Genomic DNA, 20767 nt, shown 5'->3' on the forward strand with positions numbered 1-20767 from the left:
GAGCGCGGGCGGCGCCGGATCGGCGCCGCCCGCGTCACTCACTCAGCCGTTGTACTTGAACACGTAGAGACCGAAGTCCCGGTCACTGCCGAGGATGTACTTCTCCCCGTTCTCGTCCTTCCAGACCTCGACGCCCCAGAAGTTGCTGCCACCCTCGTCGATGAAGGCGCCGACCTCTTGGATGCCGTTCTTCCCGTACTCGAGCACCCGCAGTCCGGCGGCGTAGTACGAGAGGTAGGCGAGGCTGCTGTTGTCGGGGTCCATCGCGACCTCGTGCACCGAGAGGTCGCCGAATCCGGTCGCGTAGGCCGGGTCCTGCGCCTCGGGCACGCTGTAGGTGTCGAGCTGGCTGATCGCACCGGTCGTGCCCGCCTTGTGCGGGATGCTGGTCGAGAAGAGCCGCACGTAGCCCCAGCCGTCGAACACGGCCTTGATCGTCGTGGTCTCACCAGGACCAGGCGACGGGCTCGCGGTGGTGCAGGCGTTGGCCTCGGTCACGCCGGGCACGCCCAGCAACTTGAGGCCGTTGAGCCGGTTCACGAACACGTACGGGAGGGTCCCGCTCGCCAGCATCGTCACGCCCGCCAGGCAGTCCGGCCGGGCGTTCTGGAACACGATGCCCGCTGAGTAGCCCGCGGCGGTGATGTTGTCCAGCTTCACCTGGAACGCGCAGGTGCCGCGTTCGACGAGTGCGGTCCCAGTGCCGGGGGCGACTGGGGCGCACCCTTCGCCGACGTAGGTCGTCGGTCCGCTGATCGTGGTGTTCTGGTCGATCGGCGGGGTGTTGCTCGCCTGGGTCGCGATGTAGGACTGGCCTGCGTACGGGCCGGAGTCGATCGTCGCGGTCACCCGGTACGGGTTGAAGTCCTCGTCGGTGCCGATCATGAACTTGTTGTTCGGCGACAACTCGGACTGGTGGGCGTTGCCCTCGGGCGAGATCGAGTGCCCGCGGGCGAGCCGCTCCTCGTCGAGGGGCCCGTAGTCGCTCTCGGCGATCAGGGCCACCTTGCCCGGACGCGGGTCGGTGACGTCGAGCAGGACGTAGCCGCCATCCCAGTAGTTCACGTTCATCACGTACCGCTGGCCGACCTTGGTGATCATCATGTCGTGGCTGAAGGTCGAGGTCAGGTTGCTCGGAGTGGCCTGGTTGACACCGAACTGGGCCACCAGGTCGAGGGTGTCGTTGACCATCACCGGGGCGTAGGGGTTGGTGATGTCCATGATGTCGACGTCGGCGAGCTCCTCGTTGTCGACGAGCGCGACGTAGCTTCTGTTGTCGAAGTTGTTGGTCCACATCCGCATGCTGTGCGTCGAGTTCGGGGCCGGGTCGGTCGCGCCGCTCGGGTTGCTGAAGTCGCCGGTGTGCAGCGCGACCGGCTTGGGGTCGCGCGGGTCGGTGACGTCCCACAAGGAGATGCCGCCGCGGTTCGGCGCGGGCGGCGTCTGCCCGGGGCAGGTCTCGTTCTGGTGGGCGAGCAGGTCGCCGGTGAACGAGGCGTTCTCGACGTGGATGACCTGGATGCCCTCACCGGCGTAGGACCCGGCGCTGGTCGGGATGAACGCGTCGAGGACCTCGGCGGGGTTGGCGGGGTCGGAGATGTCCATGACGTGCACGCCGGTCTGCTCGCACGTCGGCTCGCGGAAGGCGGTGAGGTAGGCGTAGTCGCCGTGGGCGGTCACGTCGGCGACGCGGCCGGTGTTGCCCGTGCCCGCGGGGTTGGTCACCTCGCCCTTGCCGACGAGGGTGATGTTGTTGTTGACCGGCGGGAGGTGGCCCTCTTCGCCGTCATGCTGCTTGTACATGCCGTCGGCGACGCCCTCGCCGGGGAAGTCCTCCCGGCCGCCGCCGGGATGGTCGGGGTGGGCGCTGGAAACGCCCGTGGACAACACACTGGCAACGAGTACGACGGCGCCGAGTAGGCCGGTCTGTCGTGCTCGCGATCTGCGCGGATCACGCATTTTCGCCTCCGGGTAGGTCAGGCGGGAATCCAGCCGATGGACGCTATGCGCGCATGCGAAGTTCGACAAGCAATTCCCTCATACGGGGGAGTCGCCGCTCGAACGGGCGGCGTTTCGTCCCGACCGCTCCGAATTTCCGCTACGCGTAGTCATCCGGGAGCGGGGGTTATCCCTACCGTCGATTCTGGTGTGCACCCGATTGGTTCGGCGTCGCCTGGTTCCTACCGTGGTCACCAAGATCGGTACCGAGGCGTGTGGGGACGAGGTGACAGCCGAAGTGGCCAGGTCAGGGGCACGTTCGAGGTGGTAGGGGAGCCCTTGGGTGCTGCCGCTGGTGGTGGTCGAGGCGTGGCTGATCCGGCGGCGCGTCAGCGCAGGGCGGGCCGGGGCTGGGGAGCGCGGTACGCCCACTGCCACAGCGCCTCCACCGGCCCGCGCTCGTGCCGGCGCAGCCACCATGCCGCCCCGGCCATGAGCAGCACCGAGATCACCAGCCACAGCGCGGCGCTGACCGCGGGACCGTGGCCGTTGAGGCCGAAACCCCAGTCGTAGCACAGGATCGAGGCGATCACGTTCTGCCCGACGTAACAGGTGAGCGCGGCTCGCCCGACGGAGGTGAGGCCGCGCCGCACCACGCCCGCCTCGGCGCGCATCCGGTTGACCACCATGGTGATCAGGCCGAGCAGCCCGAAGGCCACGACCGGCGCGCACAGGTACCGGTCGACCAAGAACCACTCGGTTCCGGCGAAGCTGGTGACCGCGTTGAGCGGGACGCCGAGCCCGAGTCCCCACACCGTCAGCCCGCGCTGGATCCGCTTGCCGCGGTCGGAGTCCTCCAGGGCGCCCGCCCGCAGCAGGCGAGCGCCCGCGAGGAACAGGACGGTGCTCAGCGGGATGGCGAAGATCGCCTCCACGCGGTAGACACCGGCGTAGTCGAGCCGGGCCTGGACCTGCGCGAACCAACTCGACGTGTCGGCGGGCAGCCCACCCGAGGGGCCACCGGCTTTGCTCGCGAGCAGGGCCCACGTGAGCAGACCGATGATGCTGACCAGCAGGACGGCCTGCCCGATCATCCACCCGCGGATCACCTTGTCACCGCGCCCGACGAGGTAGGCGACCAGGACGGACACGAGTGCGTAGAACATCAGCACGTCGAACTCGAAGATCAGCACATAGTGGATGAGCCCTTCGAGCAGCAGCAGCGCCGAGCGCCACAGGTACCAGCCGGGCCAGCGCTCACCCCGGCGCACCGCCGAGGCGTGCTGCATCGCCAGGCCGATGCCGAACATGATGGACAGCAGCGCCAGGAACTTCCCGTTGCTCAGAAACCTGAGAAACGTCTCGGCGAACCCCGACCCGCCCCCGCTGAGAAAGCCTGCGGCACCGCCGGGTGTGGTGAAGATCCAGATATTCGTGCCCAGCGTCCCCAGGATCGCCACCCCACGCAGCACATCCAAAGCCGCGACGCGTCCCCCGACCATGTGTCCCCCTCCGTTGTCGCACAACGGAGTCGACGCTAGCCTGCGGCGCCGACCCGGGCGTCAGCCTTTCGACGGATGCCCGGGTCGGACCTTCGGCTGACTCAGACCTGCGGGACCTTGGCTCCCCGGCCCGGCGCGATTCGGCTGCTCGGGGTGCCCAGACCCGTCGGGCCCAGGTGCCGCCCGACTGCGGGCGCCTTGGCCGAAGCCGAGGGGAACGGGACCTTCGTGCCGCGGTCCGGCGCGATCCGGCTGCCCGTGGTGCCCAAGCCGGTCGGTCCCAGGTGCCGGGCGACCGCGGGCAGGTGACCCAGAGCTGTCTGGTCCAAATAGGACTCCTTGTACCGGTCGACATGCACGTGCCAGTTCAGGATCCCCGCCATCCAGTGCTTCAACTCCTCGGCGTACCCCGTCAGCGTGGCGCGTGCGGTCGTGTCGAGGTTGAAGTCGTCGAACAGGGTCGGCAGGTCGATGTCGACGACGTGCTCGAACTGGCGCATCCGTGAGGTCATCAGGTCGACCACCACCGCCGCCGCGTGCTCCAAGTCGCAGTCGAAGAAGTTCTGCACCACGAGCACGCCGTTGTGGATCTCGCCCTCGTACTGGATTTCCTTCTGGTAGGAGTACAGGTCGTTGACCAGGCACGCCCAGTCGGCGGCGGCGGTCTCCATCGCCCGGACCGGCCGCGAGTGGTAGATCTCGGGCGGCACCGTCCGGCCGTGGGACAGCCTGCACAGGCTCATCGTCAGGTCCGACCCGAACGTCTGCCGACGCATCTCGAGGTAGTCGACCGGGTCCGGGATCCGGTTCTGCGCCTGGTTGTCCAACTCCCACAGCCAACTCCGCGTCATATCGACCACGGTGGCCTTGAACGTGCTCCGCGCCTCGACGCTCATCGGGCCCGCCGTGCGCGCCCACAGGTCGGCGAGGCTGTGCTCCAACCCGCTGACGGGGACCGGCGTGGGCTCGCCGTCGACCGGCATCATGGCGTGCAGGCGTTCGTTGCACGCCCGGGCGCCCGCGTGGTCGAGGCTGCGGCCGAACACCAGCGGGTAGTAGTCGTCGGCGTAGGTGCCCCAGGCCAGCCAGGCGCTGGTGATGTCGAGTTCGGCGGGCGTGGCGTCCGGGTGGATGCCCGCCGCGCACAGCGGCAGGTCGGCGGCGCGCAGGGTGTGCTCGTGCCAGACGACCGAGTCGAGCATGCCCATCCGCTCGCACCAGCCGACGAGGTTCTCCCTCGCCGCCGACAGGTGTGGGCTCAGCGTGTTGGCGTACGGGATGTACAGCTCCGGCACCGGCAGCGGGCCGACCCGCTCGAACGGCGTGTGGGTGAACGAGCGCACCCGCTGACCGGCGGTGTTGACCAGGGACGTGACGATCCGCGCCGCCGACGTGCCCAGCCCCTTCGGGCCGCCGAGCACGGGCTCCGCGCCGCCGCCGTTCATGTACCGGCTCGACCGCGTGTGCCACTCGTGGCCGCCGGACTGCCAGTCCTGCAAGCCCTTGACGTAGGCGAACACCCCGGCGCGCTGGACCGGGTCTAGGCCGTGCTCGTCGAACAGCGGTGGCAGTTCGGTGAACGTTGTGTGCTCGAACTGGTGCAGCCGCGAGGTCAGCAGGTCGTTGACCGCCTCGGCGGCCTCCTGCGTGGTGCAGCCGAGGAACTTCTCGAACACCAGCACGCCGTTGCTGAGCTCGCCCTCGTCGAGGACCTCGCGCTCATAGGAGAACAGGTCGTTGCGCAGGTGCACGGCGTCGGAGAACGTGTCGCGCAGGACGTGCATGGGCCGCGACGCGGCGATCGCGGCGGGCACCTCGGCGCCGACGGCGTGCTCGACCAGGTTCGCCGACCATGGCGCGCCGCCGACCTTGCGGCGCATCTCGATGTACTCCACCGGGTTCGACACCCGGCCCTCGCTGATGTTCGCCAGCTCCCACAGCGACTCGTCGAGCAGGTTCTTGGTGCTCTCGGCGAACCGCTCGCGCCAGTCGGTGGACATCGCGGGCACCGTGCGCGCCCACAGGTCGGCCAGTCCGGCCTCGACCGGGTTGGTCGGCGTCTCGGTGATCTCGTCGCGCACCGGCATGAACAGCCGCAGCCGGTCGAGATAGGCGCGCGCTCCCGCGATGTCGCGGGAGCGCTTGTAGAGCTCCAGGAAGTGGTCGTCGAAGTAGAACACCCAGACGTACCACTCGGTGATCAGGTCTAGTTCGGGGCCGGACGCGTCCGGGTGCGTGTAGGCGCACAGCAGGGCGTAGTCGTGGGAGTCGAGGTCGGCTTCGCTCCAGATCGGGGTGCCCGCCTGGGGCACGTCGATCATGTCCATCGCGTACGCCCAGGCCTTGCTGTCGCGGCGGGCCTGGTCCACGTTCGGGTTCAGCCGTGAGGGGTGGACCAGATAGAACTCGGGCAGCTCGAAGGGCTGCATGGCGTGGTACCTGCCGTTCCGGGGAGTGGGGCGATGCTGATCTCGACCTTGTCCACGAAACCAAAGCGGCCAGCGCCGCGCCAAGGCCCCGAACCGGCAACCACACGATCGAGCGCTTCTCACCGGTTTCCGCACGCGGACATCACCAGTTCACAGATGAGTTCGCGAGGAGATTCGCGAATCCTGTTCGACTACTTGCGGTGGTGCTCGGATCCCTTGTGCCGCATCACATCTGGCAAGAACGCGGGGATGTCGAGGGGGAGTCGATCACAGAGCGCGACCGGCCATCAGTTCGGTGAATGCCCATCTCTGATGATGCGCGGCCCTCAGCCGGGGCCATCGTGCGAGACAAGCGGGATCGCCTGCCTGCTCCCGCCCACCCTGCAGCGTTATCCGAGAGGGCATACACATGAAGCACCGTTGGCTGGGCCGCCTCGCGGCCGCCGCGCTGGCACTGGGAGTGGCGGTGACCGTCGGCGAGGCCGCGCTGGCCGCCCCGCCGTCGGACGACCCACCCCAGGAGATCCAGATCATCGGCGGCGGCAACGCCACCGAGACGTACTCCTTCCACGCCGCCATGAGCAACGGCTGCGGCGGCAGCCTGGTCGCCCCGCAGTGGATCGTCACCGCCACCCACTGCGGCAACGCCTCGTCCGCCCGCATCGGCTCGGTCTACCGCTCCTCCGGCGGCGAGGTCCGCGGCATCGACCGAAGGGTCGACAAGACCGGCACCGACCTGACTCTGATGCACCTGTCGCAGCCCTCGACCATGACCCCGGTCAAGATGGCCGCGTCGAACCCGGCGCCGGGCACGCCCGCCCGGCTCATCGGCTTCGGCTGCACCAGCTGGCCCAGCTGCTCCAACCCGTCGTACCTGCAGGAGATCGACCTGACGGTGCTGGAGTCGAGCCGCTGCTACGCGGGCGGCGGGAAGTCGACCGACGTCTGCATCTCCGGCGACCGCACCCACTCGGCCTGCCACGGCGACTCCGGCGGTCCCGCCCTGGTCGGCTCGCGCGGCAACTGGACCCTGGTCGGCGAGACCAAGGGGCCTGGCGACAACAACGGCGAGTGCGCGACCACGACCCTCTACACCGGCATCGCGGCCAACCTCGCCTGGATCAACCAGCAGACCGGCGGCACCACGGAGCCGCCGCCCACCGGGAGCAAGTTCGAGAACACCAACAACGTCACCATCCCGGACGCCGGGGTCGCGATCACCAGCGACGTCACCGTCACCGGCCAGGCGGGCAACGCGCCGTCGACACTGAAGGTCGACGTCGACATCAAGCACACCTGGCGCGGCGACGTGGTCATCGACCTGGTGGCCCCGGACGGCTCGGCCTACCGGCTCAAGAGCTCCAGCTCCAACGACTCCGCTGACAACGTCATCACCACGTACACGGTGAACGCGTCTACCGAGGTCGCGAACGGGACCTGGAAGCTCAAGGTCCAGGACGTGGCCCGCTACGACACCGGATACATCGATGCCTGGAGCCTGCAGTTCTAGGTTCCTGAGAGACAGGTGGCCCATCTCCGCGCCCGAGATGGGCCACCGCCTTTTCGCTCGATCGGGTGGTGTGGGAACTTTGTCCGCGCCTGACCGACCACTGGGACATCGCCCCCGACGGCGATGCGGCAGTACAACGTCGTCACACCGGATCGGTCGCCAGTGTCGGCCCACTGGTCCGGTGTCACGAGTTTTCTTTCCCAGCGCACTCAACAATCGCGGCCGTCACCGCGTTGTGGGGGTGTCGACCAGGGAAAGGAGCGATAGTGCCGGACAGTTTCGACGCGTTCGTGGCCGAACGGATAGACCGGCTGCTGCGCTACGCCACGGCGTTGACCTGCGATCCGCATCTCGCGCAGGACGTCGTGCAGGAAGTCCTGCTCCGCGCGCAGTCGCGATGGGGACGCATCGGAGGACTCGACGCCCCCGACCTCTACGTCAAGCGGATGATCACCAACGAGTACCTCTCGTGGCGGCGCAGGCGGGCCGCGCGCGATGTCACCTCGGCACACTCGACGCTGGAGGCGATCGGGCCCTCCGGGGGCGACCCGGCGGTCCGCCACGCCGAACGTGAGGCCATGCGGATCCGGATCGCCACGTTGCCGCGCAAACAGCGGGCCGCGATCGTCCTGCGCTACTACGAGGACAGTACCGACGCGGAGATCGCCGAGGTCCTCGGCTGCTCCGCGGGGACCGTCCGCAGCCACATCTCGCGCGCGCTGGGCACCCTGCGCGCCGCCGCCGACCTGACCGTGACGGAGGTCCACTCATGACGCACGACAAGACCGAGTCCCTGATCCGCGAAGCCGTCACCGAACAGGCGGGCCGCGCAGTGGACGGCTCAGTCGTCATCCGAGCGCTCCAGCGTGAGCGGCCGCGGCGGTCGATGGCGCTGGTGTTCGCGGCCGTCGCGGTGGTGGTCGTGGCGGCGTCCGCCGTGGTCATCCCGCAACTGATGCGCCGTGACCAGGCCCCACCCGCCGCGCCCGGCGTCGTCGAGGAGCGCACGATCCTGGTGCTCGGCCGGGACGGGGAGAGCCGCACCGACACGATCATGCTGACCCGGCTCGCAGGCGAGCGGGCGACGGCGATCTCCGTGCCGCGCGACACGCTCGTCGACATCCCTGGGTTCGGCCCCGGGAAGGTGAACTCGGCGTTCAGCCAGGGACGGGAGGCCGCGCTGGCGGCCGGAGCGAGCCAGGGCGCGGCGGACAAGACGGGGGCCGAGTTGACGATGTCCGTCGTCGGCGGGCTCACCGGCATGGAGATCGACGACTACCTCTTGATCGACATGGCCGCGATCGGCCGGGCGGCGGACGCGGTGGGCGGCGTCGAGGTGTGTGTGCGGTCGGATACTCGTGACCCGCTCGCCCAGGCCGACTTCCGGGCGGGCAGGTCTCTGCTGACCGGGCCCGACGCGCTGGCGTTCGTGCGGCAGCGCCGCGGACTTCCCAACGGAGACCTGGACCGGATCATGCGCCAGCAGGTTTTCCTCTCCGGGTTGATCGGCCGCGTCACTCCCGCCAACGCGGCCGGGGTGCTGGCCGCCGTCCGCGATCACGTGGTCACCGACGCGGACCTGCTCGGGCTCGTCGAGAGCCTGGCCAGGACGCGCGGCGGGGTCCGGGTCGCGCTGATCCCCGTGGACTTGGAGGTGAGTTCCCCGCAGGGAGCCGGGTTGGAGGTGTCGCCGGAGGTGGTGCGGCCGTTCGTCCAGTCCGCGCTGGCCGGGGAGGCGCCCGCGGCGCCGGACTGCGTGGACTGACCTGGGACCGCCGGTGTCGGTGTCAGCCGGCATGCTCGGGTTGACGGGGCAGTGCGGATAGAGACGAGGGCGCGGGTTGCGATGGACCGCTGAGCGGGTGCTCGACCTCGCGCCCGACCCCGCCTCCGCGAAGGCCGGTCGGAGCCAGGCGAGCCCGGCGAAGTGGCCCTCGCTCGGGGCATCGGCGCACGCGGTGTGGGGTGACTGCCAGGGGAGTGGGAAGGCGCCGTACCAAGTCGGCGTCGACCTGGCGGAGCCCGCGTTCAAGTGCTCGTGTCCGAGCCGGAAGTTCCCCTGCAAGCACGCCATCGGATTGCTCCTGCTGTGGGCCGAGGGCGCGGTCCCGGAGTCCGGCGAGCCGGAGTGGATCGACACCTGGCTGGCCCGGCCCAAGCGGGCCGAGCCAACCGGTGAGCGCGACGAGGAAGCGGCCGCGCGGCGCGCGGAGAAGCGGGCCTCGCGGGTCGCGGGCGGTGCCGCGGAGCTGATCGGCTGGCTGGGCGACCAGGTGACGACCGGCCTGGCGGTGCTCGACCAGAGTCCCGACGTGCTCTACGGCGTCGCCGCCCGCATGGTCGACGCCCAGGCCCCTGGGCTCGCTTCGGGACTGCGGCGGGCCGCGATGCTCCCCGGCCGCGGGCGGGACTGGCCGTCGCGGCTGCTGGAGGACCTCGCGCTGCTGCGGACCCTCGCGGTGGCGTACTCCCGGATCGATGACCTGCCCGCCCCGCTCGCCGCGACCGTGCGCACCCGGCTGGGGTTCACGGTGGACGCCGCCGACGTCCTCGCCTCCGGCGACCGCGTGCGTGACGAGTGGCTGGTCGCGGGACATGTCGACCAGGAGAACGACCAGTTGGTCTCCAGGCGGACGTGGCTTCGGGGTTCTTCGAGCGGGCGGTGGGCGCTGGTGCTGTCGTTCGCCGGTCCGGGCCGGATTCTCGACACCTCCCTGGTGTCCGGCACGCTGATCCCGGCAACCCTGGCGTTCTACCCGGGCGCGCTGCCACTGCGCGCCCTCGTGGCCGACCGCGACGACGCTGTCCCCGCACCGGTGCCCGGAGGTGGGACCGTGGACGACGCACTGGCCGCGTTCGCCGCCGGACTGGCGCTCGACCCGTGGCTCGACCGTTTGCCGGTGGTGCTGCGCGAGGTCGCGCCGGTGTCGCTGGGCAAGGACTGGGGACTGTCCTCTGTGGACGGTTCGGCGCTGCCGCTCGGCTCCGGTGTCGACCCGTGGCCGCTGCTGGCGGTCTCGGGCGGGCGGGCGCTGACGGTGGCGGCGGAGCTTTCGGTGAGCGGGTTGCGTCCGCTGTCCTGTTGGGACGGGGAGCGAGCGGTGCGGCTGTGAGCGGGTGGGATGAGCTGGTGGCCGCCGCCCTGCTGGGCACGCGGCGGCGGGTGGTGCACACCGAAGGGTTGCCGGAGTCCGTGCGGGCTTTGGTACCCGACGACGGGGACTCGGCCGGTCGGTTGCTGACCGCTGCCGCGCTTATGGCCGGGTACCGGCGGGCGGGGCGGGTCCCGGAGACCGGCGGCCTGCCGATAGCCGAGGCGGTCGAGGACACCAGGCCGGTCATCCCCGCCGTGGCGCGACGACGGCTCGATCGGATGCTCACCGGCGATCACACCGACCTGCTCGGTGACTGGCTGGAACTGGTGCGCCGCACCGATATGCGGTTGCCGCCGGAGCGCTTGCCGGTCCTGGCCGAGTTGGCGCGGACGCGGCATGCGCTGCGCTCCTCGTTCGCGGAGGTCGCCGGGGGACGTGGCAGTTGGCTGGGCGCGCTCAATCCTGAGTGGACCTACCTGGCCGACCACCGTTGCGATGTCGCCGACGTGTGGCGCTACGGCGACACCGACCAGCGGGTGCGCTGGCTGCGGGAGACGTTCGCCGCCGACCCGGCCGCCGCGCGCGAAGCGTTGGCCCGTGACTGGGTGGCTGAGCCCGCCGCGAACCGCGTGCGGTTCCTGCGCGCCGTCGGTGACCTGGTCGGGGACGACTTCCTCGAAGCCGCCCTCGACGACCGGGCCCAGGAGGTGCGGGCGCTGGCCGCCGACATCCTCTCCGGCAGGCCCGCCTCCGCGTTCGCCGCCCGGATGGCCGCGCGCCTTCGTGCACTGGTCACGGTGGCCGATTCGACGATCACCGTCCGGCTCCCGACCACCCGCGACGGCGGCATGGCGCGCGACGGCGTCCCCGCCGCACCCGCCCGGGGCGGACAGCGCACGGCCTGGCTGCGGCACATCGTGGCGGCGTCCCCGCTCGCCGCGTGGGAGCGGAGCCCCGCCGAACTGCTGGTGATGCCGGTCCAGGGCTGCGATCCCGGCGTGCTCCTCGAGGCCTGGGCCGCCGCCGCCATCCGCCAGCGCGACGTCGCCTGGGCGCGAGCGCTGCTCACCACCGACGACCTCACCACCCCGGAGACCGCCGCGCTGGTGAACGTGCTGCCCGCCGCCGAGCGGGCCCGGGTGGTCGCCGAACTCGGCGGCGCGCGCAAGTCCGCCGACCTCGCCGAACTCGTCGTGGCGCTGCCCGCCCCCTGGCCCACCGACCTGGGGAACGCCCTCCTGGACTGGCTGGCTGGCCACACCGACCATCGCGCCGTCGCCCGGGCGGCGGGAGTCATCGCGCGCACCGTGCCCGCCGAGTGCCTGCGGCACAAAGTCGCCGTCGAGCCACTGCCCCCGGACGCGCCAGCCTGGCGCCGGCACCTGTCGGAGACGCTGGTGTTCCGCCGCGAGATGGCGGAGGAATTGCGATGAATACCCTGATCTGCCGCAGTGAGAGGGATGACAGATGACCGAGACCGTGCTGCGCCCGCACGCCGAGCAGGCCCACGCCGCCGAGTTGGCCGCGCTGGCCGAGCACGACGACCGGCAGCGGCCGCCGTCGTGGCGGCTCTCACCGTGGGCGGTGCTCAACTACCTTCTGGGCACCACCCTGCCTGACGGCACCGTGATCACCCCCAAGTACATCGGCCCGCGCAGGCTCATCGAGGTCGCGATCGCCACCCTCGCCACCGACCGCGCGCTCCTGCTGCTGGGCGTGCCGGGCACGGCGAAGACCTGGGTGTCCGAACACCTCGCCGCTGCCATCAGCGGCGACTCGACGCTGCTGGTCCAGGGCACGGCGGGCACCGCGGAGGAAGCGATCCGCTACGGCTGGAACTACGCCCGGCTCATCGCCGAGGGGCCCAGCGAGCAGGCGTTGGTGCCCAGCCCGGTGCTGCGCGCGATGCGGGAGGGCAGGCTGGCCCGGGTCGAGGAGCTGACCCGCATCCCGGCCGACGTGCAGGACAGCCTCATCACCATCCTGTCCGAGAAGACCCTTCCGATCCCGGAACTCGAGTCCGAGGCGCAGGCCCGCCCGGGCTTCAACGTCATCGCCACCGCCAACAACCGCGACAAGGGCGTCAACGAGCTGTCCAGCGCGCTGCGCAGGCGGTTCAACACCGTCGTCCTCCCGCTGCCGGACACCGCGGAGGCCGAGGTCGAGATCGTCACCCGTCGGGTGAGCGACCTCGGCGCCTCGCTCGCGCTGCCCGCCGACAGCGCCGGTCTCGCCGAGATCCGCCGCGTGGTCACCGTGTTCCGCGAGTTGCGCGCCGGGCGCACCGAGGACGGGCGGATCGCGGTGAAGTCCCCGTCGGGCACGCTGTCCACCGCGGAGGCGATCAGCGTGCTCACCGGCGGTGTCGCGCTCGCCGCGCACTTCGGCGACGGGGTGCTGCGCCCGCACGACGTGGCGGCCGGAATCCTTGGCGCGGTCGTGAAAGACCCGTCCGCCGACCGTGTCGTGTGGATGGAGTACCTGGAGACTGTTGTCCGCGAACGCGATGGCTGGTCGGACTTCTACCGGGCGTGCCGGGAGCTGAGCGGATGACCGCAGCGGTCACCCTGCTCGGCATCCGCCACCACGGCCCCGGTTCCGCCCGGGCCGTGGTGCGCGCGCTCGCCGACCTCGCGCCGGACCTGGTGCTGATCGAAGGCCCGCCGGAGGCCGACGCCCTGGTGTCGTGGGCCGCCGAGGACACCATGGTGCCGCCGGTCGCCCTGCTGGCCTACGCCACCGACGACGCCGCCCGCGCCGCGTTCTGGCCGTTCGCCGTGTTCAGCCCGGAATGGCAGGCGATCCGCCACGCGGTCGAGGCGGGCGTCCCGGTGCGCTTCTGCGACCTGCCCGCCGCCCACCAGTTCGCCGCCGAACCCACCCGCCGCCGCGGTCGCACCGAGGACCCGCTCGGGACCTTGGCCCAGCTGGCGGGCTATGACGACGCCGAGCGCTGGTGGGACGAGATGATCGAACACGGCCGCCACGGCGAGCCGCCGTTCGAGGTGATCGCCGAGGCGATGGGCGCCCTGCGCGAGGAGCACCAGGACACCGACGAGCGCGAGCGGCAGCGCGAGGCGTACATGCGCCAGGTCATCCGCAAGTCGCAAAAGGACGGTTACGAGCGGATCGCCGTGGTCTGCGGCGCCTGGCACGTTCCCGCGCTGGGGCAACCTTTCCCGCCCGCCACGCACGACCAGAAAGTCCTCAAAGGACTCCCGAAGCGCAAGGTCGCGTGCACCTGGGTGCCGTGGACCCACAGCAGGCTCGCCACCACCAGCGGCTACGGCGCGGGCATCACCTCGCCCGGCTGGTACCACCACCTGTTCACCGCGACCGACCACATCACCGCCCGCTGGCTGACCGACGTCGCCCGGGTGCTGCGCGCCGAGGACCTGCCCGTGTCGAGCGCCCACGTGATCGAGGCTGTCCGGCTGGCCGACACCCTTGCCGCGCTGCGCGGCCGGGCCGTCGCGGGACTGTCCGAGGTCACCGAGGCGACCCGGGCTGTCCTGTGCGGCGGCGATGAGCTGCAACTCGACCTCGTGACCAGGCGCCTGGTCGTGGGGGAGCGCCTGGGCGAGGTGCCCGAGGGCACGCCGCAGGCGCCGGTCGCCGCCGACCTCACCGCCCAGGCGCGCAGGCTGCGGCTCAAGCGCGACCCGCAGGAGCGCGAACTCGACCTGGACCTGCGTGACACCAACGGCGCCGAGCGTTCCAAGCTCCTGCACCGGCTGCGGATCCTCGGCGTCGACTGGGGCGTTCCCGCGATCTCCGCGCGCCGCTCCAAAGGCACGTTCCGCGAGACCTGGTCGCTGGCTTGGGAACCGGCGTTCGAGGTCGACCTCGTCGCGGCCGGGGTGCACGGAACGTCCGTGGTCGCCGCCGCCACCTCGGTGGTGCGGTCACGGACCACCGGTGAGTCCTCGCTGCCCGACATCACCGGCGCCATCGAGGACTGCCTGCTCGCCGACCTCGTCGACGCCCTGCCCGTAGCGCTCGCCGCCCTCGACACCCGGGCCGCCGCCGACGCGGACGCCGCGGCGCTCATGGGCGCGCTCCCGCCGCTGGCCCGGGCCGCGCGCTACGGCGACGTCCGCGGCACCGACACCGCGGCGCTGACCGCGGTCAGCGAACGGATCCTGACCAGGGTCTGCGCCGGTCTCCCGCGGGCCGCGCACGGCCTCGACGACCAAGCCGCCGAGGAGCTCTGCGCCTTGGTCGACGGCGTGCACGAGGCCACAGGGCTGCTGGGTGAGGCCGCGACCGCCCAGTGGCTCGACGCGCTCGCGGCCGTCGCCGCCCGGGACTTCGCCCCGCCCCTGCTGGCAGGCCGGGTCACCCGGCTCCTGCACGACGCCGACCGGGTGGTCACCGACGAGGTCGCGCTGCGCCTGGGCCGGGAACTGACCGCCGGTGTCGCGCCCGCCGCGGCCGCCGCCTACATCGAGGGCTTCTTCGCGGGCGGCGCCCTGCTGCTGATCCACGACGACGCGCTCCTCGACGTCCTCGACCGCTGGCTCGCTGGTATCGCCTGCGAACAGTTCGCCCAGGTCCTTCCGTTGCTGCGGCGTACTTTCGGCGCGTTCGCCGGCCCGGAGCGGCGCACGATCGGCGAACGCGCCGCCCGGCGCGGCTCGGGTGTCCCGGCGGTCGTGGCGGAGCTCGACGAGGAACGGGCGGCGGCCGCCGTGCCGGTGCTCGCGACACTGTTGGGGGTGCGGTGAACGACGAACGCCTGCGGCGGTGGCGCCTGGTCCTCGGCGGCGACGAGGACGGCACCGGCGTCGGCCTCAACGCCGAGGACTCCAAAATAGACGGTGTGCTGGCCGCCCTGTACCAGCCCGAACCGGAGTCAGGCACGCCGCGCTCGGGCGGGCTGGCCGCCTCCGCGCCGCGGGTCGCCCGGTGGCTGGGCGACATCCGCGCCTACTTTCCGAGTTCCATCGTGCAGGTCATGCAGCGCGACGCCGTCCACCGGCTCGGCCTCAAACGGCTGCTGCTCGAACCGGAACTGCTCTCGGCCGTCGAGCCGGACGTGCACCTGGTGGGGACACTGCTGTCGCTCAACTCCGTGATGCCCGAACGCACCAAGCAGACCGCTCGCGACGTCGTGCGCAAGGTGGTGGACGATTTGGAGAGCCGCCTGGGCGAGCCGACTCGTGCGGCGGTGAGGGGGGCGCTTGACCGGGCGGCCCGCAGTGCGCGGCCCCGGCATGCGGACATCAACTGGGGCAGGACAGTACATGCCAACCTGCGCAACTACTCGCCTGAGCTGCGGACGGTCGTCCCGGAGCGCCTGGTGGGGTATGGGCGGCGCAACAAGAGCATTCAGCGGGACGTGATCCTGGCGATCGACCAGTCGGGGTCGATGGCTGAATCCGTTGTGTACGCGAGCCTTTTCGGTGCTGTGCTGGCGTCGATGCGGGCGTTGCGTACTCAGCTGTTCGCGTTCGACACCGCCGTGGTGGATCTGTCGGATCTGCTTGAGGATCCGGTGGATGTGCTGTTCGGGACGCAGCTTGGTGGTGGGACTGATATCAACCGGGCGCTCGCTTATACGCAGGGGTTGATCAGCAAACCGGCGGACACGTTGGTGGTGTTGGTGAGTGATCTTTATGAGGGTGGGAACCGGGAGGAGATGCTGGCTCGGGTTCGGATGATCGTCGAATCCGGGGTGCAGATGGTGGCGCTGCTGGCTTTGGCCGACTCCGGTGCGCCTTCATATGATCACGACAATGCCGCCGCTTTCGCCGCTCTCGGGGTTCCGGCGTTCGCTTGCACGCCTGATCGGTTTGGTGATCTTCTCTCGGCTGCTCTGCGGCGGGAGGATCTGAGTCGGTGGGTGTGAGGCTTGGTTGCCTGCGGGCTCCTGCTGGGTGCCTGTTCGGGTGGTCCGCCCCTCGCGTTCGCGGGGGATGTCGGGGGTGTGGTGCCAGGCTGCCTGCGGCGCCTAACCCGATGAGGTCCGCCGTGTTCCATCCGCCCGCAGTAGATCCTCACGGGCGCGGGCGATGCGGGAGCGGACTGTCCCTACTGGACAGTCGCAGATCTCCGCCACCTCGTTATAGGACAGTCCCAGCACCTGAGTGAGCACCAGTGCCTCCCGTCGCTCTGACGAGAGGTCCGCCAGCAACAAGGTCATCTCCACGATGTCCTCGAACCCGGCCACTCCCTGATGCGTTGACGCATGGCGGGTTTCCGCTGAGGTGGCCCAGTCATCGATCGCCGCCACCTTGGGGCGGGTCAGTGCGGAGCGGACGTTGTCCACCGCGACGCGGCGGGCTATGGAGAAGAGCCAGGTGCGGGCGGTCGACCTACCCGCGAAGCGGGGGAGGCTCGGCAGGGCGCGCAGATAGGTTTCCTGGGTCAGGTCGTCCGCCAGGTCCAGGTGCGTCAGGTGGGCGAGGAACCGCCAGACGTCGCGCTGGGTCGCGCGGATGAATCGTTCCAAGGCCCGCCGGTCGCCCGCGCCCGCGGCCAGTGCGCACGCCGTCAGGTCGTCGTGACCGTCGTTCTGGTCGCCCTCTGGTGCTCCCACGCCGCGCAGCGTAGCGGAGGAAGTGCGGGGAACTTCCAGGGCCGAACGGGCGACTAACTGTGATGTGGACTGTGTGACGTGCCGCGAAGCCGTGTCCGCACGGCTCGACAGCGAAGTTGAGCCCGCGCCCGCCGAGGCCACCGACCGGCACCTCGCCGGGTGCGCCGCCTGTCGGCAGTGGCAGGCGGGCGTGGTGGCGCTGACCCGTTCGCTGCGCGTGCGCGTGGCGGTGGCGGTGCCCGACCTGACCGACGCCATCCTCACCGCCGCGCCGAAGGCGACCCGGGTGTGGCCGCGGGTAGGGTTGGGTGTGGTGGCCGTCGCCCAGTCGACCCTGGCCATCGCGCAGATCGTCGGCGTCGACACGGCCATGGCGCACGTCGGGCACGGGCACGCCGGGCCGTTCGCCGGGCACCTGGTCAACGAGAGCACCGCCTGGACGCTCGCGCTCGGGATCGGGCTCGCCTGGGCGGCGCTGCGGCCCCGCGCGGCGTCCGGACTGATCCCGGTGCTCTCCGGGTTCGTCTTGGTGTTGCTGGGATATTCGGCCTACGACCTGTTCGTCGATGCCGTACCCGCGTCCCGCGTGGTCGGCCATGGTGTGCTCGTGTTCGCCCTGTGCCTGCTGCTCTTGGTGCGCCGCGACTCCGCCGCGCCGACGCCCGGACGGGGTGACGCCGTTGGCACGCCTGGGGAATTCGCCGACACCGCGCGGGCTGAGGACCGTAGGCCCGCCGAACGTGGCCCGGGGCAAGGATTTCTGCGGCCCGCGGGCAGACACCGCGCCGCGTAGCGCCGCCGACGTGGACATCGGGACGGCCGCCCAGGGCGGCGTGGAGATCGTTCGGGCATGCCCGAACGTCGGTGGCGGGCGGTTGCGTCATATCCTCTTCGCTGTGGACGGCGAGGTAGGTCCCAGCGCGGATGTGCGCCCGTCCGCGGACCGGGCGGCGCGCATCGTCGGTCGGGCACGGGTGTTGGAGAGCCTTCGGGGCCATCTCGCCGACGGCGGCGGGGTGCTGCTCACCGGGCCCAGCGGCATCGGCAAGACCACCCTGCTCGACGAGGTGGCCGCCGCGACGCAGGGACGCGTCCTGCGGGCCACCAGCGCGGAGAACGAGCGCTGGATCCCCGGCACCGCCTTGGCCGACCTGCTCGCCCAAGTTCCCAGCACGGCCGTGGCCGACCTGCCCGAACCCCAGCGCCGCGCCGTCGAAGGCGTGCTGAGCGGCGAGCGGGTCGACCCGCAGGGATCGCCCGCGCTGCGCATGGCCTGGCACTCGCTGCTGCTCGGGCTGGCCGCCGACGCCCCCGTCCTGGTGCTGCTCGACGACGTCCAGTGGATCGACGCCACCTCGGCCGACATCCTCGCCTACGCCGCGCGTCGGCTGCCCGGCAGCGCCGTGCGAGTCGTCGTGGCGGGCCGGGTCGAGGAGCCGACCGACCTCGCCGAGGACGCCGACGGCGCCGACCCCCGACCGGTGCCGCCCGCGCTGCTCGCGCCGCGCCCGCTGCTGCGGCTGCCGGTGCCGCCGCTGACCGCCGATGACCTCGCGGAGCTGTTCGACGCCTACGGCCTGCCCGCCCGCACCGCCGTGGCCATCCACGCCGACTCCGAGGGCAACCCGTACCTCGCGCTGACCCTGGCGGGCGCGTTCTCCGAGCGCACCGGCCTGCGCGCCCCCGCACCGCTGCCGCCCGGGGTGGCCGCTCTGGTGCATGAGCGGCTGGCCGGGGTGGCTCCCCGGGTCCGGCAGACCCTGCTCATGTGCGCGTTGGCGACCCGACCCACGATCCGCCTGCTGCTGCGAGCGGGCCGGGCCGACGCCCGCCACGACATCCGCCACGCCGTGCAGGCCGGTCTCGTCGTCACCGACGAGGAGAACATCCGCTTCACCCCGCCCGCCGCGGCCTCCATCGTCGCCGAACTCGCCGACGCGGAGCAGCGGGTGCAGGCACACCGGCAGTTGGCCGAGGCGGTCACGTTCGACGACCAGCGCGACCGCCACCTGGCGCTCGCCTCCGCCGCGCCGGACGCCCAGGTGGCCCGATCGCTCGTCGTCGCGGCCGAGACCGCGATCCGCCGCGGCTCCCGCGACCTGGCCGCCGAGCTGTACCTCCTCGCCGCCGACCGCGCGCCCGCCGACCTCGCCAGCCAGCGACTGGACTGGCTGGTCGCGGCCACCGAGGCGGCGGCCAACGCGGGCCTGCCCGAGCAGGCCAACCGCGCCGCCCGCGCCCTGCTGGCCGCCGAGGCCCGGCCATTGCAGCGGGTCCGGGTGCGCATGGCGGTGATCCACCTGGCAGGCCAGGGGCTCGGCGGCATGCGCGAGATGTTCGCCGCCGCGATCGCCGACGCGGGCGACGACGCCGCTTCGCAGGCCCTGCTGTTCCTTTGGCAGTCGTGGGCCGCCATGGTCGCCGCCGACTCCGACAAGGCGATCGCCGACGCCGAGCGCGCGGTCGAACTGGCCAGGCAGGTCGGCGACCACAACACCGAAGCCCTTGCCGCCGCCGCGATCGCGCTGCAGTTCCGGGTGATCGGCCGACCCGACAGCTGGTCGGCGCTCGGCGCCGCCCTCGCGCTGCCCGCACCCGACGTCGACGGCTGGACCCATCTCTCGCCGCGCTACATCGGCACCCGCTTCGCGATCTTCGACGACCGGCTCGACGACGCCCGCTCCGACCTGCTCGACATGCTCGCCCTCGTCGAACACGGCGCGGCTGAGGAACTCGTGCACGTGCTGCGGTCGCTGTCGGAGGTCTCGGTGGGCCTGGGCCGCTGCCAGGACGCGCTGAACTACGCCGACCGCGCGCTGCGGATCGCGGGCGAGGCGCGGATGAGTCCCGGCCCGTGCTGGCACGCCAGCGCGGAGGCCGAACTCGCAGGCGGCAACGTCGCCCGCGCCCAGTTCCTCGCCGAACGCGGCATCCGGGCCTCGGAACAGGAGTCCGACGGGGTGTTCGTCCGGCGGCACCTGCATGTCCTCGGGCAGGCCCTGCTGCGGTCGGGCCAGCCCGCGCAGGCGGTCGCCGCGCTGCGCCGGGTCGCGGAGTCCGAACCGACCGGTGGCAACCCGTCGATCCTGCGGTGGCACGGCGACCTGGTCATCGGCCTGGTCAACACCGGCGAACTGGACGACGCCGACCGCGTTCTGTCCCAGGCCCGCGCCACCATCGACGGGAGGCCGCACACCGACGGGGTGAGCGCTCGCCTGGACCGTGCCGAAGCCAACCTGCTCGTCGCCCGCGGCGACTCCGACGCCGCCATCGCCCTGCTCGACCGCGCGACAGCCGCGTTCGTCGCGCTGAGCCAGCCGCTGGAAGTCGGCAAGACCTACCTGACCCGCGCCAAGATCGAACGCCTCCGCCGCCGCTTCGCCCCCGCACGGGCGGCTCTGGACGCGGCCGCGGAGGTCTTCCAGAGTGCGCACGCCCGCCCATGGGCCGACCAGACTGAGCAGATGCGTTCCCGCCTCGACGGTTCGGACACCGCGCCGCCGACCGCGCTGCCGCTGACCACCGGCGAATCCCGGATCACGGAACTGGTGGTCGAAGGGGCCACGAACCGGGAGATCGCCGACCGGCTCTTCGTCAGCGTCAAGACGGTTGAGGCGACGCTGACCCGGCTCTACCGCAAGCTCGGGATCCGGTCGCGCACCCAGCTGATCCGGTTGCTCCGCGACCAGGCTTAACGCCTGTCGTTCTTTTCATGAAAAACGCATGCGCAGCGCATGCGTTTTTCATCTCGT

At 71.3% G+C, this 20767-nt stretch carries 14 protein-coding genes; 10 read left to right on the forward strand and 4 right to left on the reverse strand.

The annotated features are described in order from the left end of the window. Positions 1-42 precede the first annotated feature (42 nt). The 3 genes from GPZ80_RS25405 to GPZ80_RS25415 form a co-directional block, all read right to left on the reverse strand. A complete protein-coding gene (locus GPZ80_RS25405) occupies positions 43-1890 on the reverse strand; it encodes a PA domain-containing protein (RefSeq protein WP_187223611.1) in 1848 nt (615 codons plus the stop codon). 437 nt (positions 1891-2327) lie between these two features. Continuing rightward, positions 2328-3440 carry a DUF418 domain-containing protein gene (locus GPZ80_RS25410; RefSeq protein WP_187223612.1) on the reverse strand — a complete coding sequence of 371 codons (1113 nt, stop codon included), beginning with the start codon at positions 3438-3440 and terminating at the stop codon, positions 2328-2330. A 101-nt stretch (positions 3441-3541) separates the two neighbouring features. Continuing rightward, positions 3542-5869 (reverse strand): terpene synthase family protein, encoded by a 2328-nt coding sequence (locus GPZ80_RS25415; RefSeq protein ID WP_187223613.1) that lies wholly within the window; start codon positions 5867-5869, stop codon positions 3542-3544. A gap of 409 nt (positions 5870-6278) precedes the next feature. Between GPZ80_RS25415 and GPZ80_RS25420 the strand changes: the two genes are divergently transcribed. The 8 genes from GPZ80_RS25420 (at position 6279) to GPZ80_RS25455 (ending at position 16325) form a co-directional block, all read left to right on the forward strand. Further along, positions 6279-7379: a trypsin-like serine protease gene (locus tag GPZ80_RS25420; RefSeq protein WP_187223614.1), complete on the forward strand. Its 1101-nt coding sequence runs from the start codon at positions 6279-6281 to the stop codon at positions 7377-7379. A 266-nt stretch (positions 7380-7645) separates the two neighbouring features. After that, the gene (locus tag GPZ80_RS25425; RefSeq protein ID WP_187223615.1) at positions 7646-8152 is read left to right on the forward strand and encodes a SigE family RNA polymerase sigma factor; all 507 of its coding nucleotides are present in this window, start codon (positions 7646-7648) and stop codon (positions 8150-8152) included. Next, a complete protein-coding gene (locus GPZ80_RS25430) occupies positions 8149-9144 on the forward strand; it encodes an LCP family protein (protein ID WP_187223616.1) in 996 nt (331 codons plus the stop codon). The genes GPZ80_RS25425 and GPZ80_RS25430 overlap by 4 nt, the downstream gene beginning before the upstream one ends. Positions 9145-9220: 76 nt before the next feature. After that, a complete protein-coding gene (locus GPZ80_RS25435) occupies positions 9221-10492 on the forward strand; it encodes an SWIM zinc finger family protein (protein WP_222719853.1) in 1272 nt (423 codons plus the stop codon). Then, entirely contained in the window at positions 10489-11907 is a 1419-nt protein-coding gene (locus GPZ80_RS25440; protein ID WP_187223617.1) for a DUF5691 domain-containing protein, read from the forward strand. The genes GPZ80_RS25435 and GPZ80_RS25440 overlap by 4 nt, the downstream gene beginning before the upstream one ends. Positions 11908-11941: 34 nt before the next feature. Continuing rightward, positions 11942-13027, forward strand: a complete 1086-nt coding sequence (locus GPZ80_RS25445; protein WP_091383571.1) for an ATP-binding protein — start codon at positions 11942-11944, stop codon at positions 13025-13027. Continuing rightward, positions 13024-15201, forward strand: coding sequence for a DUF5682 family protein (locus tag GPZ80_RS25450; RefSeq protein WP_187223618.1), 2178 nt, complete (start codon positions 13024-13026; stop codon positions 15199-15201). Before GPZ80_RS25445 ends, GPZ80_RS25450 begins: the two co-directional genes overlap by 4 nt. Next, positions 15198-16325: a VWA domain-containing protein gene (locus GPZ80_RS25455; protein ID WP_187223619.1), complete on the forward strand. Its 1128-nt coding sequence runs from the start codon at positions 15198-15200 to the stop codon at positions 16323-16325. The genes GPZ80_RS25450 and GPZ80_RS25455 overlap by 4 nt, the downstream gene beginning before the upstream one ends. A 102-nt stretch (positions 16326-16427) precedes the next feature. On the opposite strand, the gene GPZ80_RS25460 is transcribed toward GPZ80_RS25455, so the two are convergent. Then, entirely contained in the window at positions 16428-17015 is a 588-nt protein-coding gene (locus tag GPZ80_RS25460) for a sigma-70 family RNA polymerase sigma factor (protein WP_312880571.1), read from the reverse strand. Positions 17016-17088: 73 nt separating this feature from the next. On the opposite strand from GPZ80_RS25460, the gene GPZ80_RS25465 reads away from it, so the two are divergent. Further along, positions 17089-17808 (forward strand): zf-HC2 domain-containing protein, encoded by a 720-nt coding sequence (locus GPZ80_RS25465; RefSeq protein WP_187223620.1) that lies wholly within the window; start codon positions 17089-17091, stop codon positions 17806-17808. A gap of 10 nt (positions 17809-17818) precedes the next feature. Continuing rightward, positions 17819-20710: a helix-turn-helix transcriptional regulator gene (locus GPZ80_RS25470; RefSeq protein ID WP_222719854.1), complete on the forward strand. Its 2892-nt coding sequence runs from the start codon at positions 17819-17821 to the stop codon at positions 20708-20710. The last annotated feature ends 57 nt before the right edge of the window (positions 20711-20767 follow it).

Source organism: Actinokineospora xionganensis (assembly GCF_014323725.1).
In the GTDB taxonomy this organism is placed as follows: Bacteria; Actinomycetota; Actinomycetes; order Mycobacteriales; family Pseudonocardiaceae; genus Actinokineospora; species Actinokineospora xionganensis.